At 68.8% G+C, this 13936-nt stretch carries 11 protein-coding genes; 10 read left to right on the forward strand and 1 reads right to left on the reverse strand.

The genetic code is table 11. The features are described 5' to 3' along the window. Position 1 precedes the first annotated feature (1 nt). On the reverse strand, positions 2–1513 hold the full coding sequence (locus AB4Y68_RS09040; protein WP_441455215.1) for a helicase HerA-like domain-containing protein: 1512 nt from the start codon (positions 1511–1513) through the stop codon (positions 2–4). A 117-nt stretch (positions 1514–1630) separates the two neighbouring features. Between AB4Y68_RS09040 and AB4Y68_RS09045 the strand changes: the two genes are divergently transcribed. The 10 genes from AB4Y68_RS09045 (at position 1631) to miaB (ending at position 13887) form a co-directional block, all read left to right on the forward strand. Next, complete coding sequence (locus AB4Y68_RS09045) at positions 1631–2800, forward strand: AI-2E family transporter (RefSeq protein ID WP_441455216.1); 1170 nt, start codon at positions 1631–1633, stop codon at positions 2798–2800. Positions 2801–3190: 390 nt separating this feature from the next. After that, positions 3191–8041 (forward strand): NAD-glutamate dehydrogenase, encoded by a 4851-nt coding sequence (locus AB4Y68_RS09050; RefSeq protein WP_441455218.1) that lies wholly within the window; start codon positions 3191–3193, stop codon positions 8039–8041. 255 nt (positions 8042–8296) lie between these two features. Further along, positions 8297–8764: a universal stress protein gene (locus tag AB4Y68_RS09055; protein ID WP_441455219.1), complete on the forward strand. Its 468-nt coding sequence runs from the start codon at positions 8297–8299 to the stop codon at positions 8762–8764. A 115-nt stretch (positions 8765–8879) separates the two neighbouring features. Next, entirely contained in the window at positions 8880–9437 is a 558-nt protein-coding gene (locus AB4Y68_RS09060; RefSeq protein WP_441455220.1) for a NifU family protein, read from the forward strand. A gap of 263 nt (positions 9438–9700) precedes the next feature. Further along, on the forward strand, positions 9701–10309 hold the full coding sequence (locus tag AB4Y68_RS09065) for a helix-turn-helix transcriptional regulator (protein ID WP_441455222.1): 609 nt from the start codon (positions 9701–9703) through the stop codon (positions 10307–10309). A gap of 72 nt (positions 10310–10381) precedes the next feature. Further along, the gene (locus AB4Y68_RS09070; protein ID WP_441455223.1) at positions 10382–10750 is read left to right on the forward strand and encodes a helix-turn-helix domain-containing protein; all 369 of its coding nucleotides are present in this window, start codon (positions 10382–10384) and stop codon (positions 10748–10750) included. A gap of 22 nt (positions 10751–10772) precedes the next feature. After that, a complete protein-coding gene (gene tsaB / locus AB4Y68_RS09075) occupies positions 10773–11474 on the forward strand; it encodes a tRNA (adenosine(37)-N6)-threonylcarbamoyltransferase complex dimerization subunit type 1 TsaB (protein WP_441455224.1) in 702 nt (233 codons plus the stop codon). Then, complete coding sequence (gene rimI, locus AB4Y68_RS09080; protein ID WP_441455225.1) at positions 11471–11887, forward strand: ribosomal protein S18-alanine N-acetyltransferase; 417 nt, start codon at positions 11471–11473, stop codon at positions 11885–11887. Before tsaB ends, rimI begins: the two co-directional genes overlap by 4 nt. 28 nt (positions 11888–11915) lie before the next feature. Beyond that, on the forward strand, positions 11916–12398 hold the full coding sequence (locus tag AB4Y68_RS09085) for a Fur family transcriptional regulator (RefSeq protein ID WP_441455227.1): 483 nt from the start codon (positions 11916–11918) through the stop codon (positions 12396–12398). 94 nt (positions 12399–12492) lie between these two features. Then, positions 12493–13887, forward strand: coding sequence for a tRNA (N6-isopentenyl adenosine(37)-C2)-methylthiotransferase MiaB (miaB, locus tag AB4Y68_RS09090; RefSeq protein WP_441455295.1), 1395 nt, complete (start codon positions 12493–12495; stop codon positions 13885–13887). Positions 13888–13936 lie beyond the last annotated feature (49 nt).

Genomic DNA, 13936 nt, shown 5'->3' on the forward strand with positions numbered 1-13936 from the left:
TTTATCCCCGCTTCAGGCTGCCCAGCAGGCCGCGCATCAGTTCGCGGGTGATGGTCGTGCCGGCGGTGCGCAGGACGGAGGTGGTCAGGGCCTCCATCGGGGTCTGGCGGCTGGAGGCGGCGCGGGCGCGCGGGGCGGCGGGCGCGCGGGGCGTGGCGCGGGCGGCCTTTTCAGCGGCCTTGGCGTCGACGGCGTCGGTCTGGGCCTGGGCGTTGATGCGGTCAGTCTGAGCCTGACGGGCGGCCAGGACTTCCTCGGCGGACTCGCGGTTGACCATGGTGTCGTAGACGCCGCGTACGGGGCTGGCGGCCATGACGGCGGCGCGTTCAGCGTCGGTGGCGGGGCCCAGGCGCGAGTCCGGCGGGCGGATCCTGGTCTGGGCCACGATGTTGGGCGCGCCCTTGTCGTCCAGGGTCGAGACCAGGGCCTCGCCCACCCCCAGTCCCTGGATGGCCGTGGCCGTGTCGAAGGCGGGGTTGGGGCGGAAGCTCTGGGCTGCGGCGCGCAGCCCCTTCTGCTCGGCGGGGGTGTAGGCGCGCAGGGCGTGCTGCACCCGGTTGCCCAGCTGGGCCAGGACATTGTCGGGAATATCGGCCGGGTTCTGGGTGACGAAATAGACGCCGACGCCCTTGGAGCGGATCAGCCGCACCACCTGCTCGACCTTTTCCAGCAGGGCCTTGGGCGCGTCGTCGAACAGCAGGTGGGCCTCGTCGAAGAAGAAGACCAGGCGCGGCTTATCCGGGTCGCCGATCTCGGGCAGTTGTTCGAACAGTTCCGACATCAGCCACAGCAGGAAGGCGGCGTACAGGCGCGGGCTGTTCATCAGCTTGTCCGCCGCCAGGACGTTGACCTGGCCTCGGCCGTCCAGGCCGGTGCGCATCAGGTCTTCCAGTCGCAGGGCCGGTTCGCCGAAGAAGGCTGTTCCGCCCTGTTGTTCCAATTGCAGAAGGGCGCGCTGGATGGTGGCGACCGAGGCGGGCGAGACGGCGCCGACCTCGCGGCCGATGGTCGTGGAGTTCTCGCTGACATAGGTCATCAGGCTGCGCAGGTCCTCGAGGTCCAGTAGCAGCAACCCCTCCTTGTCGGCGACGTGGAAGGCGACGGTCAGCACGCCTTCCTGCACGTCGTTGAGCTCCAGCATCCGGGCCATCAGCACGGGGCCGATGTCGGTGACGGTGGCGCGCACGGGGTGTCCCTTGACGCCGTACAGGTCCCAGAAAACGACCGGGGCCGCCTTGCCGGTAAGGGTCAGGCCCATCTTGCCGGCGCGATCAGAGAATTTCGCGACATCGCCCGGCTGGCTGATCCCGGACAGGTCGCCCTTCACATCGGCGCAGAAGACAGGCACCCCCGCGTCCGAAAAGCCCTGGGCCATGATCTGCAGGGTCACCGTCTTGCCCGTGCCGGTGGCCCCGGCCACGACGCCGTGGCGGTTGGCGCGGTTGAGCAGCAGATTTTCCGGGGCGCCTTCGAAGGACTGGCCCAGGAAAAGGGCGGCGGGGGCGTCGGTCATGCATACTCTCCAGCGTGCCCCCGAACATGCTGATCTCATATGGGCCGGGCTGCAAGACGGAACCGCAACAGCTTCCGGCGATTGACGCTGTCCCCGCCGCCCTCGACAGTCACGCTCATGAAGCTGCCCATTTCGGTTCCGACCTCCTCGGTTGCGCGCAACGCCCTGGTCCTGATCGCCGTCGTGGCGAGCGGGGCGGCGCTCTACTGGCTGAGGGACATCCTGACCCCCCTGGCGATGGCCCTCTTCCTGATGATCATGATCGACGGGGTGAAACGGGCCATCGAGCATCGCACCCCGGTGCCGTCCCGCTTCGCCGGGGCGGCGGCCCTGATCGTGGTGGTGCTGGGTTTCCTGTTGTCGATCTGGATCATCGTCGACGGGGCGGCCGGCTTCTTCACCGACGCCTCGGGCGTTTCGGCTCATATCGGGCCGCGTCTCGACCAGATCATCAGCGACGCGTGGGGTCTGTTCCACGTCAGAAACCCGCCGACGCTGAACGAACTGATCGCGGACATCGACCTGCGCGGCGGGCTGACCAGCGCGGCCCTCCAGGCCCAGGGCGTCGCCTCGGGCGCCTTCTTCGTCATGGTCTATCTGGGCTTCCTCCTGGCGTCGCAGGCGGGGTTCAGAAAGAAGGTCGTCGCCATGTTCCCCGACCGCGGGGTCCGCCGCGAGGCGCTGGAGGTGTTCAACCGGGTGCGGGGCGGAATCGAGGGCTATCTGTGGGTCCAGGCCGTCACCGGGGCCATGATCGGCGTCGTCGCCTGGGTCATGATGCGGGCGGTAGGGCTTCAACACGCCGAGTTCTGGGCCTTCGTCATCTTCATCGTCAGCTTCATCCCCGTGCTGGGCGGGGTGATCGCCGGCTGCGCCCCGCCGCTGTTCGCCCTGGTTCAGTTCGAGAGCTACTGGCCGGCCCTGATTCTTTTTATCGGTCTGCAGACCCTGCTGTTCATCGTGGGCAATCTGATCCTGCCGCGGATGCAGGGTGAAAATCAGAACATTGATCCGGTCGTGGTCCTGTTGGCCCTGGCCCTGTGGGGCAAGATGTGGGGCGTGCCGGGCATGTTCCTGTCGACGCCCCTGGCGGTCATTGCCATGGCGGTTCTGGCCGAGTTCCAGGGATCGCGCTGGATGGCGGTCCTGCTGTCGGGCGACGGCGAACCCTATGCCCCGCGCAACGCCGACGCGGCCGCACCGACCGACGGCTGGCTCAAACGGTTGCTGAGGCGCGGCAAGCGGTCGCACGAAAAAGGCGCGGACGAAGACGGACCCTGCCCTTGATCCGCCATATCTCGCGACTATCTGTTCAATCAGACGACGCGGCCTCCCCTCCCCCTCCCGGCCGCGAAGTCCAGAGGACCGGCGCTCCCTCCCCCTCCTGCGCCGGACCCGAGCAGGCCGTCGAGCGTTCGCGCTCGGCGGCCTTGTTCGTTGGGGCTCTGTTGAACCGTTGCGCGGTCGATTTGGGCGAAATTGGGGCATTTGTTGTCGTCAATATGGCCCTGTCTGCGAGAAATCACTCAACAGTGGGCCTCCGGCGCAACATGGTGCGCTGCACACTGAAATTCAGGGCGTTCGCGGCCTCGGGCGGCCTAGCCAGTTTCGCCAGTCACGCTAAGGTGGCGCGGTCAAATCCCTGCGGCCTCAGGCCGTGCTGTCCGAGACTACATCATGTCCGCCGCTCCGCGCACAGTTTCCGCCACGCCAGCTACTCTGGAGGCGCTGGAAGCAGCCTATGCGCGGATTGTCGATGGCCCGCCGGGCGCGGCGGAAAAGTCCTTCCTGGCTCAGGCCTTCGACGACTACGCCGCTGACGAGACGCCCGAACTGGGCGGCGACGACCTGGCCGCCCTGCTGGCCCTGGTCTGGCGTTCGGCCAAGGCGCGCCAGGCCGGCGAACCGGCCCGCGTCACGGTCGGTCCCCTGGCCGGCGCCGACGGCGCTCCGACGGGCTATGACAGCGTCCTGATCCTGCAGGACGACGCCCCCTTCCTGGTCGACAGCGTCTTGGGCGAACTGGCCGATGCCGGCGTCACCGTGCGCGCCCTCTTCCACCCCATCGCCGAGATCGAGGCCGGACGTCGCGACTCGCTGATCATCGTGGTCGTCGATCCCCTGCCGCAGGAGCGTCGCGACGCCCTGGGCGAAGGCTTGGCCCAGGCTCTGGCCGACGTGCGCGCCGCCGTGACCGATCACGCCGCCATGGTCCAGTCGATGAAGGATGCGGTCGAACAACTGGAAGCCGCCCCCCCCGCCGCCGTCGACCCCGCCGTTCTGGAAGAGAACATCGCCTTCCTGCGCTGGGCCAAGAGTGATCACTTCGTCTTCCTCGGCGCCCGCGACTACGCCTATCCGCGCAGCGCCGATGGCGGCTATGCTCCCGAGGCCCCGCTGGAGGTGTCCGCTCAGGGGCTCGGCGTTCTGGGCGACCCCGAGCGCCGCGTCCTGCGCCGCGCCTCCGAGCCGGCGGTCCTGACCAAGGCCATGCAGCGTCAGCTGGACCTCAGCGAACCGGTGACGGTGGCCAAGGCCAACATCCGCTCGCGCGTCCATCGCCGCGCCTACATGGACTACGTCGGCGTCAAACGTTACGGCGCGGACGGCAAGGCCTCGGGCGAGACCCGTTTCGTCGGCCTGTTCACCGCCGAAGCCTATGACAAGATGGCCAAGGAGGTGCCGCTGATCCGGCGCAAGGTGGCCAATGCTCTGGAACGGGCCGGCAAGGCCCCGGGCAGCCACAACTACAAGCGCCTGAAGAACATCCTCGAGAACTACCCGCGCGACGAGCTGTTCCAGATCAGCGAAGACGAGCTGCTGGAGACGGCGCTGGGCGTCCTGCACCTGTACGACCGTCCGCGCATCCGCCTGTTCACCCGCCGCGATCCGTTCGACCGGTTCGTCTCGGTGCTCTGTTTCATCCCGCGCGAACGCTTCGACGCCTCGGTGCGCGAACGCATCGGCGGCATCCTGGCCAAGGCCTGGGGCGGCCGGGTCTCGGCCTGGTATCCCCAGTTGTCAGACCAGCCGCTGACGCGGGTCCACTACATCATCGGCGTCGAACCCGGCGCTCACCTGGAGCCCGACGCCAGGGCGCTGGAGGCCGAGGTGGCCGAGGCCGGCCGCAGTTGGATCGACCGCTTCGAGAGCGCCCTGCGCGCCGCCGAGGTGGACGAGGTCGCCGTCGGCCCGACCAGCGCCAAATGGGCCGAGGGCTTCGGCGTCGCCTATCGCGACCGCTACGACGCCGCGGAGGCGGTGGCCGATCTGGAGCAGTTCGACCGTCTGAACGACGGTTCGGCCGGCGACGGCGAGCCGGTGGCGGTTCGCGCCTTCCGCACGGCCGACGAGACCTCGCTGCAGTTCCGCTTCAAGCTCTACCGTCGGGGCTCGGCTGTGCCGCTGTCCGACGTTCTGCCCATTCTGGCCGACATGGGCCTGAAGACCCTGGAGGAATCGGACCACGTCGTCCGTTCGGTCGGCGACGACCCGATCTTCATCCATGACTTCCTGCTGGAAGACCCGCGCGGCGACAGCCTGATCTTCGCCGACATCAAGGCCCCGTTCGAGGCCGCCTTCTCGGCGGTCTGGAGCGGCCGCACGGAAAGCGACGGCTTCAACCGTCTGGTGCTGGAACTGGGCGTGGACTGGCGCGAGGCGGCCCTGATCCGCACCCTGGCCCGCTATCGTCAGCAGACCGGCCTCGACCCGTCGCAGGCGGTTCAGGAAGCGGCCCTGCGCGAATATCCGACGGTGGCGCGCGCCATCCTGTCGCTGTTCAAGGCCAAGTTCGATCCGGCCCAGGGCGGCTCGGTCGAGGCGCGCGAAGCCCTGGTCGCGGAGCTGAACGACAAGATCGTCGCCCTGCTGCAGGACGTGAAGAGCCTGGATCACGACCGGGTGCTGCGCCGCATCGCCCTGCTGATCGGCGCGATCAAGCGCACCAACTACTATCAGGTCGACGCCGAGGGCCGCGCCAAGCCGCACATCTCGATCAAGATCGCTTCGCGCGAGCTTGAGGACCTGCCCCTGCCCAAACCCTTCCGCGAAATCTTCGTCTGGGCGCCGCACATCGAGGGCGTCCACCTGCGCTTCGGCCCGGTGGCGCGCGGCGGCCTGCGCTGGTCGGATCGTCGCGACGACTTCCGCACCGAAGTCCTGGGTCTGGTGAAGGCCCAGCAGGTCAAGAACTCGGTTATCGTCCCGGTCGGCTCCAAGGGCGGTTTCTATCCCAAGCAACTGCCGATCGGCGGCGACCGCGACGCGGTCCAGGCCGAAGCCATCCGCGCCTACAAGACCTTCCTCTCGGGTCTGCTGGACATCACCGACAACATCGTCGGCGACGCCGCCCCGGTGCGCCCGGCCAATGTCGTGGCCTGGGAAGGCGACGATCCCTACCTGGTCGTGGCCGCCGACAAGGGCACGGCGACCTTCTCGGACATCGCCAACGGCGTGTCGCAGTCCTACGGCTTCTGGCTGGACGACGCCTTCGCGTCGGGCGGCTCGGCGGGCTACGACCACAAGGAAATGGGCATCACGGCGCGCGGCGCCTGGGAGGCGGTCAAGCGCCACTTCCGCGAGATGGGCAAGGACATCCAATCCGAGCCCTTCACCGTGGTCGGCGTCGGCGACATGTCGGGCGACGTCTTCGGCAACGGCATGCTGCTGTCCAAGGCGACCAAGCTGGTCGCGGCCTTCGATCACCGCGACATCTTCATCGACCCGAACCCGGATCCGGCCAAGTCGTGGGCGGAGCGCAATCGCCTGTTCGAAACCCCGCGCACCAGCTGGCAGGACTATGACAAGAGCCTGATTTCGGAAGGCGGCGGGGTCTTCTCGCGCTCGGCCAAGACCATCGCCCTGACGCCGCAGATCAAGGCGTTGCTGGATATCGAGGCCGACACCGTCGACCCGACCACCCTGATGCAGGCCATCCTGAAGGCGCGGGCCGAGCTGCTCTACTTCGGCGGCATCGGCACCTACATCAAGGGCGCGGGCGAGACCAACGCCCAGGCCGGCGACAAGGCCAACGACGCCATCCGCATCAACGGCGGCGACGTGCGGGCTCTGGTCATCGGCGAAGGCGCCAACCTGGGCATGACCCAGTTGGGCCGGATCGAGTCGGCGCGCGCCGGCGCTCGCATCAACACCGACGCCATCGACAACTCGGCGGGCGTGGACTCGTCCGACCATGAGGTGAACATCAAGATCCTCACCGGCGGCGCCATCGCCTCGGGCCATCTCAAGGCCGAGGACCGCAACGCCCTGCTGAAGTCGATGACCGACGAGGTCGGCGAAAAGGTCCTGGCGCACAACTACGACCAGACCCTGGCCCTGACCCTGCAACAGGCCGAGGGCGCCGAGGCGCTCGACGCTCAGCAGGCCTTCATGCAGCACCTGACGGCCCTGGGTAAGCTGAACCGCGCGGTCGAATACCTGCCCGACGACGCCCGCATGGCCGAGATGAAGCTGCAGGGCACGGCTCTGACCCGTCCCGAACTGGCGGTGCTGACGGCCTATTCCAAGCTGGAGCTGTTCGACGAGATCGTCGGCTCCTCGGCGCCCGACGACGCCTTCTTCGAGCGCCTGCTGGTCCACTACTTCCCGGCTCCGCTGGCGAAGTTCGAAGAGGACATGAAGGGCCACCGCCTGCGTCGCGACATCATCGCCACGGTGCTGTCGAACGAGATCGTCAACATGGCCGGGCCGACCTTCCCCGACCGCCTGCGGGCGGCAGCGGAATGCGACACCGCCGCCATGGTCACGGCCTTCGAGACGGCGCGTCAGGTGTTCCGCCTGGATCAGGCCTGGAAGGCTGTCTCGGCCTTGGACCTGAAGATCCCGGCAGAGGCCCAGACGGCCCTCTATCGCGAGATCGCCCTGGTTCTGCGTCGCCAGACCTACTGGCTGGCCCGCCGCGCCGCCCGCACCGAGACCACGGTCGGCGGCATGATCGCCGCCTATCAACCGGCCGCCGACGCCCTGCGCGCCGCTGGCCCCGCCGTGCTGTCGCGCTTCGAACAGCAGCGGTTCGAGAGCCGGGTTCAGACCTTCGTCGGTCTGGGCGCGCCGGAAGATCTGGCGCGCGACATCGCCCTGCTGCGGCCCATGGTGGCCACGGCCGACATCGGCGATCTGGCCAATGAACTGGGCTGGAACGCGCCGGCGGTGGCGGGGCTCTATCACCAGGTCGGCGCCGCCTTCGACTTCGACCGCCTGCGCGTGGCGGCGGGCTCCATCTCGTCGGGCGATCACTTCGATCGTCTGGCCGTGCGTCGTCTGATCCAGGACCTGATGGCCGAGCAGCAGCAACTGACCCGCGCCGTGGCCCAGGCTTCGGCCGAGGCGGCGGGCGCGAGCGAGGAAGGCGCACAACAGGCGGTCGACGCCTGGATCGGCGCCCGGATGGGTCAGGTCGAATCCTTGCGCGGCTCGGTCGACGAGATCGAGGCTTCGGGCACGGGCTGGACCTTCGCCAAGCTGACCATCGCCAACGGCGCCATTCGCGAAGTGCTGGGAAGCTAACGCTTCCCAGGGCGCTACGCTCGCGACGCGGCCGCTCGCTTCTTGAGCGCTTCTTGAGCGCTTTTTGAGCGCTTCTTAGTGCGCCAACGCGCGACTCGCGGAGCCTCGCTGCATGAGCGCGGCGCGATTTCGGTGTTTGTTCAGGGCCCGCTCGTTTCGTCGTTCTCGGCGAGGCGGGCGGGCCTTGGCGTTTGGGGCGGCTTCGGGCTAGGTGGTCGCCGCTGTTCAGAGATCCGCAAGGCAAGAAGGCGCCCAATGCCCAGGAAGTTTCTCGTCGTTGTAGACGATAGTCCCGAACTGGGCGCCGCCCTGGGCTACGCCTCCCGGCGCGCCAAATCGACCGGGGGGCGCGTGGTTCTGCTGCGGGCCCTGCCCGGCGGTTCGGACGAGCACTGGTCCGGCGTGCGCGACGAAATCCGCCGTCAGCAGCGCGAAGAGGCCGAAGCGCTTCTGGCCCGGTTGGGTGAGGAAGTGTCCCAAAAATCCGGGGCCGCTCCGGTCTTCCTGATCGAGGAAGGCGACCCCCAGGGCGCCATCCGCAGGGCGGTCGGCGCCGATCCCGACATCAAGATCCTCATCCTGGCGGCGGGCGTCGGTTCGCGCGGGCCCGGACCTCTGGTCTCGGCTGTGTTGAAGCAGGGCGGCGCCTTCACCGGACGAAAGCTGCCCGTGACCATCGTCCCCGGCGAACTGACCGAGGCGGACATCGAAGACCTGGCCTAATTCTAAGGGACGCTATCGCTCGGCTCGCGGAGCCTCGCTGCTAGAGCGACGATTGGCGCATCACGCGCGGCCGTGGGGTCTTGAAGATGCCGCTCAGGGGGCGCATCTCCCGGCCATGTTCATTCAGACCGAACCCACGCCGAACCCCAATGTCCTGAAATTCCTGCCGGGCCGCGACGTGGCGCCCGAGGGCGTTCTGGAATACCGCACCATCCACGAAGCTGCGGCCTCGCCGCTGGCCGAAGCTCTGTTCGAGCTGGAAGGCGTCGAGGGCGTCTTCTTCGGGGCCGACTATGTCTCGGTCTCGCGCGGCGTTCAGGCCCCGGAGTGGAGCCAGATGAAGGCCCCGATCCTGGCCGCGATCATGGATCATTTCGTCTCCGGCGCGCCGCTGACGCGCGGCGTCGAGGCGGCGGCGGACGACACCAGCGAAGACAGCGAGATCGTCACCGAGATCAAGGGCCTGCTGGACAGCCGCATCCGCCCGGCGGTGGCCCAGGACGGCGGCGACATCCTGTTCGACCATTTCGACCTGGAAACCGGCGTCCTGCGCCTGAGGATGCGCGGCGCCTGCTCGGGCTGCCCCTCCTCCTCCGCCACCCTGAAGTCCGGCGTGGAACAGATGATGCGCCACTACATCCCCGAAGTGACCAGCGTTGAGCAGGTGATCTAAGCGAAGGGCGCTAGCGCTCGCGACGTGGTCGCTTGCCGCTTGAGCGCATCTTTGGGCGCTACCGCTCGCCGCGCGGCGGCTAGCTGCGTGAGCGCGCGCGAAGCGCCAGGCCGCGTCGGGTCGAGAAGGCGGAGCCTTCTGACCGCGGCCCACCGAAGAGCCGCGTCGGGTCGGGAGGTCCCGGAGGGCCGACGACCGCGGCCCAACAAGATGTTTCACATGAAACGCTATCGTCTTGAACGGGCCTGAGGCATGATCGCGGCATGGCCCGTTTCACCGCCGATGATGACGCCGAGGCCGAGGGCCGCGCTCTCGGCGAGGCCCTGTCCGCCCTGCGTCGCGAGCGGGGCCTGAGCCAGGCCGAGGCCGGCCAGAGGATCGGCATGACCAGCCAGGGCTGGGGCCTGTACGAGGCCGGTAAACGCCCCGGCCTGTTCCGCCCCGACGTTCAGCGCCGCCTGACCGGCGCCCTCGACGCCACGCCCGAAGATCTGGCGCTTCTGATAAGCGCGGCCCCCGCTCCCGCCCCTGCCCCAAGGCCCAAGGCCGCGTTCGATGGACTGGAAGCGCGAGGTCGCGCCTTTAAGGCGGCGCCGGCCGACGCGCGGCGGCGGCTGCAGCTTTCGACCGACGACCTGGCCCCCTGGGCGGCGGCCGGCACGGTTCTGGAATATGCGCCCGGCCGTTGGCCGCGCCGCGATCAGGGCTGCGTCATCGAAATGGACGACGGAACCCTGCGAGCGCGGCTTTATGTGCGGTCGGACGAGGCGGAACTGGTGGTGCGCGGGGCCGGCGCCCTGCTGACCATCGAGCGGATTCCGCGCGCGCGGGCCCGGACGGTCGCGGCCGTCGTCGCGCGGCTGGACGACTGATGAAACTAAATAGTTGCGTTTCATTGCGGGTTGTGAAACCTTGTCGCCGCAACTCCGAGGGAGACGCCGCCCGTGCCTCGCCATACGCAGGATATCGACGCCGTCGTGGGCTTGCGGATGGCGGCGCGTCGTTCGGCCCTCGGCCTGTCGCAGACGGCGCTGGCCGCCGAACTGGGCGTCAGTTTTCAGCAGGTGCAGAAATACGAGAAGGGCGCCAACCGCGTTTCGGCCTCGCGCCTGCATCAGGCGGCGACGGCCTTGGGCTGTTCCGTGGCCGATTTCTTCCCGGCGCGGGGCGATGGGCTCGCCCCAGTGGCCGAACTGCGCGCCTTGACCGCGACGGCGGACGGGCGGGCGCTGGCGGAAGCCTTTCCCCGCATCAGCGACCCGGCGGTGCGCAAGGCCGTGACGCGGGTGGTCGAGGCGCTGGCGTCGGCCTGACGACGTCGATAGGAAGGCCGCGATGAGAGTTCTGATCGTGGATACGGCGCTGGGCGCCTGTTCGGCCTGCGTGGTCGAGGACGGGCGCGTGCTCGGCGTTCGTTCCGAGCTCATGACCAAGGGCCATCAGGAACGGCTGGCCGGGATGGCGCGCGACGCTGTGGCCGACGCATCGCGAGAGGGCGGCGGCGGTTTCGGCGCCCTTGATCGGGTTGGCGTCACCGTGGGGCCCGGATCCTTCACCGGCCTGCGCGTCGGCCTGGCCTTTGCCCAGGGACTGGGCGCGGCGCTGGACCGTCCGGTCGTCGGCCTCTCGACGCTGGACGGCCTCGCCATGTCGATCAAGCCGGCGGGACTGGTCGCCGCCGTGATCGACGCGCGCCGGGGCCAGGTCTATGCGCGGCTGTTCCGCGACGGCCGTCCGATCGGAGGGCCTGAGGCCCTGTCGCTGGACGCTGCAGCGGAGCGCATCGCCGCTGCGGCCGGCGGCGCGCCGCCGATTCTGGTCGGGTCGGGTGCCTCGGTGCTTGTCGAGGCCTTCCCCGAGCGTCTGGGCGCCGCCGTGACCGCTCGCCTGCCCGCGCCGTCGCCCGAGGCCTTGGCCTATATGACCGCCATGGCCGATCCGGAGAGCGCCCCGCCCCGCCCCGTCTATCTGCGCGCGCCCGACGCCACCCCGCCCAGCCGCCTGCCGGGCCAGCCGCGCGCGCTCGCCGCCTCGTGACTGACGTCCTCGCCGCCATCCACGCCGAGGCCTTCGAGACGCCGTGGGACGCCGCCAGCCTGTCGGCCCTGTTGGCCGCGCCCGGCGTCTTCGCGGTGGAGGAAGCCGACGGTTTCATCCTGATCCGCGTCGTGGCCGACGAGGCCGAGATTCTGACTCTGGCCGTGCGGCCCGCCGCGCGGCGGGGCGGCGTGGGCGGGCGACTGGTCGAGGCCGCCGTGGTGCGCGCCGCCGCCCTGGGCGCCGAACGAATGTTCCTGGAAGTGGCCGCGGACAACGTCGCAGCCCGGGCCCTCTACGCGAGAATGGGCTTCGCCGAGGCAGGGCGTCGGCGGGGCTATTATGCGCGGTCGGATGGAAGCCACGAGGACGCCCTGATCCTGGCGCTCAACTTTACCGCGACGCTTCCATAAGTCGGCGGTCCAGCCTATCTTCCGGCGCATGGAACGGATCGAGAAACTTTGCGCCGACCGCGGCATGCGCATGACTGAGCAACGGCGCGTGATCGCCCGGGTTCTGTCGCAGGCCGAGGATCACCCTGACGTCGAGGAGCTGTATCGCCGCGCCTCGGCCATCGACCCGCACATCTCGATCGCCACCGTCTATCGCACCGTGCGCCTGTTCGAAGAGGCGGGCGTGGTCGAAAAGCACGACTTCGGCGACGGTCGCAGCCGGTATGAAGAAGCTGGCGACGATCACCACGACCATCTGATCGACACCAAGACGGGCGAGGTCATCGAGTTCTTCGACGCCGAGATCGAGCGTCTCAAGACCGAGATCGCCCGCAAGCTGGGCTTCGAACTGGTCGGCCACAAGCTGGAGCTCTACGGCCACGCCATCCCCGGCGCCGAGCCGAGCGAGCGCGAGGGGCTGATCTACAAGCGGCACGCCGCCCGCACCGAACCTGAACAGGCCGACGGCTGAGGCTGATCCCGGCCTGCCTGCCCGGGCTGCGCGCCTTGCCGTCGTCGGGTTCGGCGATCATAAGCCGGTCATGACTGACACCCTCGCAACGCCCATGGCAACGGCGGACGACGCGGCCCAAGCCCAGGGTCTGGCCGCCGTGCCCAAACGCCTGTTCATCAAGACCTACGGCTGTCAGATGAACGTCTATGACTCAGAGCGCATGGCCGATGTCCTGCGCCCGCTGGGCTATGCCACGACCGACGCGCCGGAGGGCGCGGACTTCGTCATCCTGAACACCTGCCACATCCGCGAACGGGCTGCCGAGAAGGTCTATTCCGAGCTGGGCAAGTTGAAGCAGATGCGCGAGCGTAAGGTCGCGCGCGGCGACGGCGGCATGACCATCGCGGTCGCCGGCTGCGTCGCCCAGGCCGAGGGCGAAGAGATCATGAAGCGCCAGCCGGCGGTCGACCTGGTGGTCGGACCGCAGGCCTACCACCAGCTGCCGGAACTGCTGACCCGGACGGCGCGAGCGCGTGGCGAGCGCATCGGCGCCGACTTCGCCCCGCATGAGAAGTTCGACGCCCTGCCTGCGATGCGCGGCGGCGAAGGACCGACCGCCTTCCTGACGGTGCAGGAAGGCTGCGACAAGTTCTGCACCTTCTGCGTCGTCCCCTATACCCGCGGCGCCGAGTGGTCGCGGCCGGTCGCGGCGGTGCTGGCGGAGGCCCGGTCCCTGGCCGACCGGGGCGTGCGCGAAGTCACCCTGCTGGGCCAGAACGTCAACGCCTATGACGGCGAGGGGCCGGACGGAAAACCCTTCACCCTGGCCCGGCTGGCCTACGCCCTGGCCGAGATCCCCGGCCTGGACCGCATCCGCTACACGACCAGCCACGCCAACGACATGAGCGACGACCTGATCGCGGCCCACGCCGATCTGGACGCCCTGATGCCCTATCTGCACCTGCCGGTGCAGGCCGGGTCGGACCGGGTATTGCGGCTGATGAACCGCAAGCACGGGCGTCAGAAATACATCGATCTGATCGCCCGCATCCGGGCGGCGCGACCGGACATGGCCATCGCCGGAGACTTCATCGTTGGCTTCCCCGGCGAGACCGATCGGGACTTCGAGGACACGCTCGATCTGGTGCGCCAGGTCACCTATGCGGGCGCCTTCAGCTTCGTCTATTCGCCCCGCCCCGGCACGCCCGCCGCGACCATGGCGGGTCAGGTCGAGGAGGCCGCAGCGCTGGAGCGGCTGCACCGGCTTCAGGCCCTGCTGTTCGAACAGCAGACCGCTTTCAACGCCGCCCAGACGGGCAAGACCCTGAACGTCCTGTTCGAGAAGAAGGGCCGGTATGACGGCCAGGCCATCGGCCGGTCGCCCTATCTGCAAGCGGTCCACGTCGACGGCGCGGATCATCTGCTGGGCCGGATCGTTCCGGTCGAGATCGTCAGCGGCGCGCAGAACAGTTTGAACGGGCGGTTGGCCCAAACCGCTACTATCTAGGTCGGCTCGCTCACGGCGAGACTGCGATTTTTCACTGCGGCGTCCCTGA

The sequence above is a fragment of the Brevundimonas sp. 2YAF1 genome (genome assembly GCF_052114745.1).
GTDB lineage: Bacteria > Pseudomonadota > Alphaproteobacteria > Caulobacterales > Caulobacteraceae > Brevundimonas.

What these genes read in the sequence shown, in the direction of transcription:
- AB4Y68_RS09040 (WP_441455215.1), bottom strand. Translation starts at nt 1,513, where the DNA reads ATGACCGACGCCCCCGCCGCCCTTTTCCTGGGCCAGTCCTTCGAAGGC.
- AB4Y68_RS09045 (WP_441455216.1), top strand. Translation starts at nt 1,631, where the DNA reads ATGAAGCTGCCCATTTCGGTTCCGACCTCCTCGGTTGCGCGCAACGCC.
- AB4Y68_RS09050 (WP_441455218.1), top strand. Translation starts at nt 3,191, where the DNA reads ATGTCCGCCGCTCCGCGCACAGTTTCCGCCACGCCAGCTACTCTGGAG.
- AB4Y68_RS09055 (WP_441455219.1), top strand. Translation starts at nt 8,297, where the DNA reads ATGCCCAGGAAGTTTCTCGTCGTTGTAGACGATAGTCCCGAACTGGGC.
- AB4Y68_RS09060 (WP_441455220.1), top strand. Translation starts at nt 8,880, where the DNA reads ATGTTCATTCAGACCGAACCCACGCCGAACCCCAATGTCCTGAAATTC.
- AB4Y68_RS09065 (WP_441455222.1), top strand. Translation starts at nt 9,701, where the DNA reads ATGGCCCGTTTCACCGCCGATGATGACGCCGAGGCCGAGGGCCGCGCT.
- tsaB (WP_441455224.1), top strand. Translation starts at nt 10,773, where the DNA reads ATGAGAGTTCTGATCGTGGATACGGCGCTGGGCGCCTGTTCGGCCTGC.
- AB4Y68_RS09085 (WP_441455227.1), top strand. Translation starts at nt 11,916, where the DNA reads ATGGAACGGATCGAGAAACTTTGCGCCGACCGCGGCATGCGCATGACT.
- miaB (WP_441455295.1), top strand. Translation starts at nt 12,493, where the DNA reads ATGGCAACGGCGGACGACGCGGCCCAAGCCCAGGGTCTGGCCGCCGTG.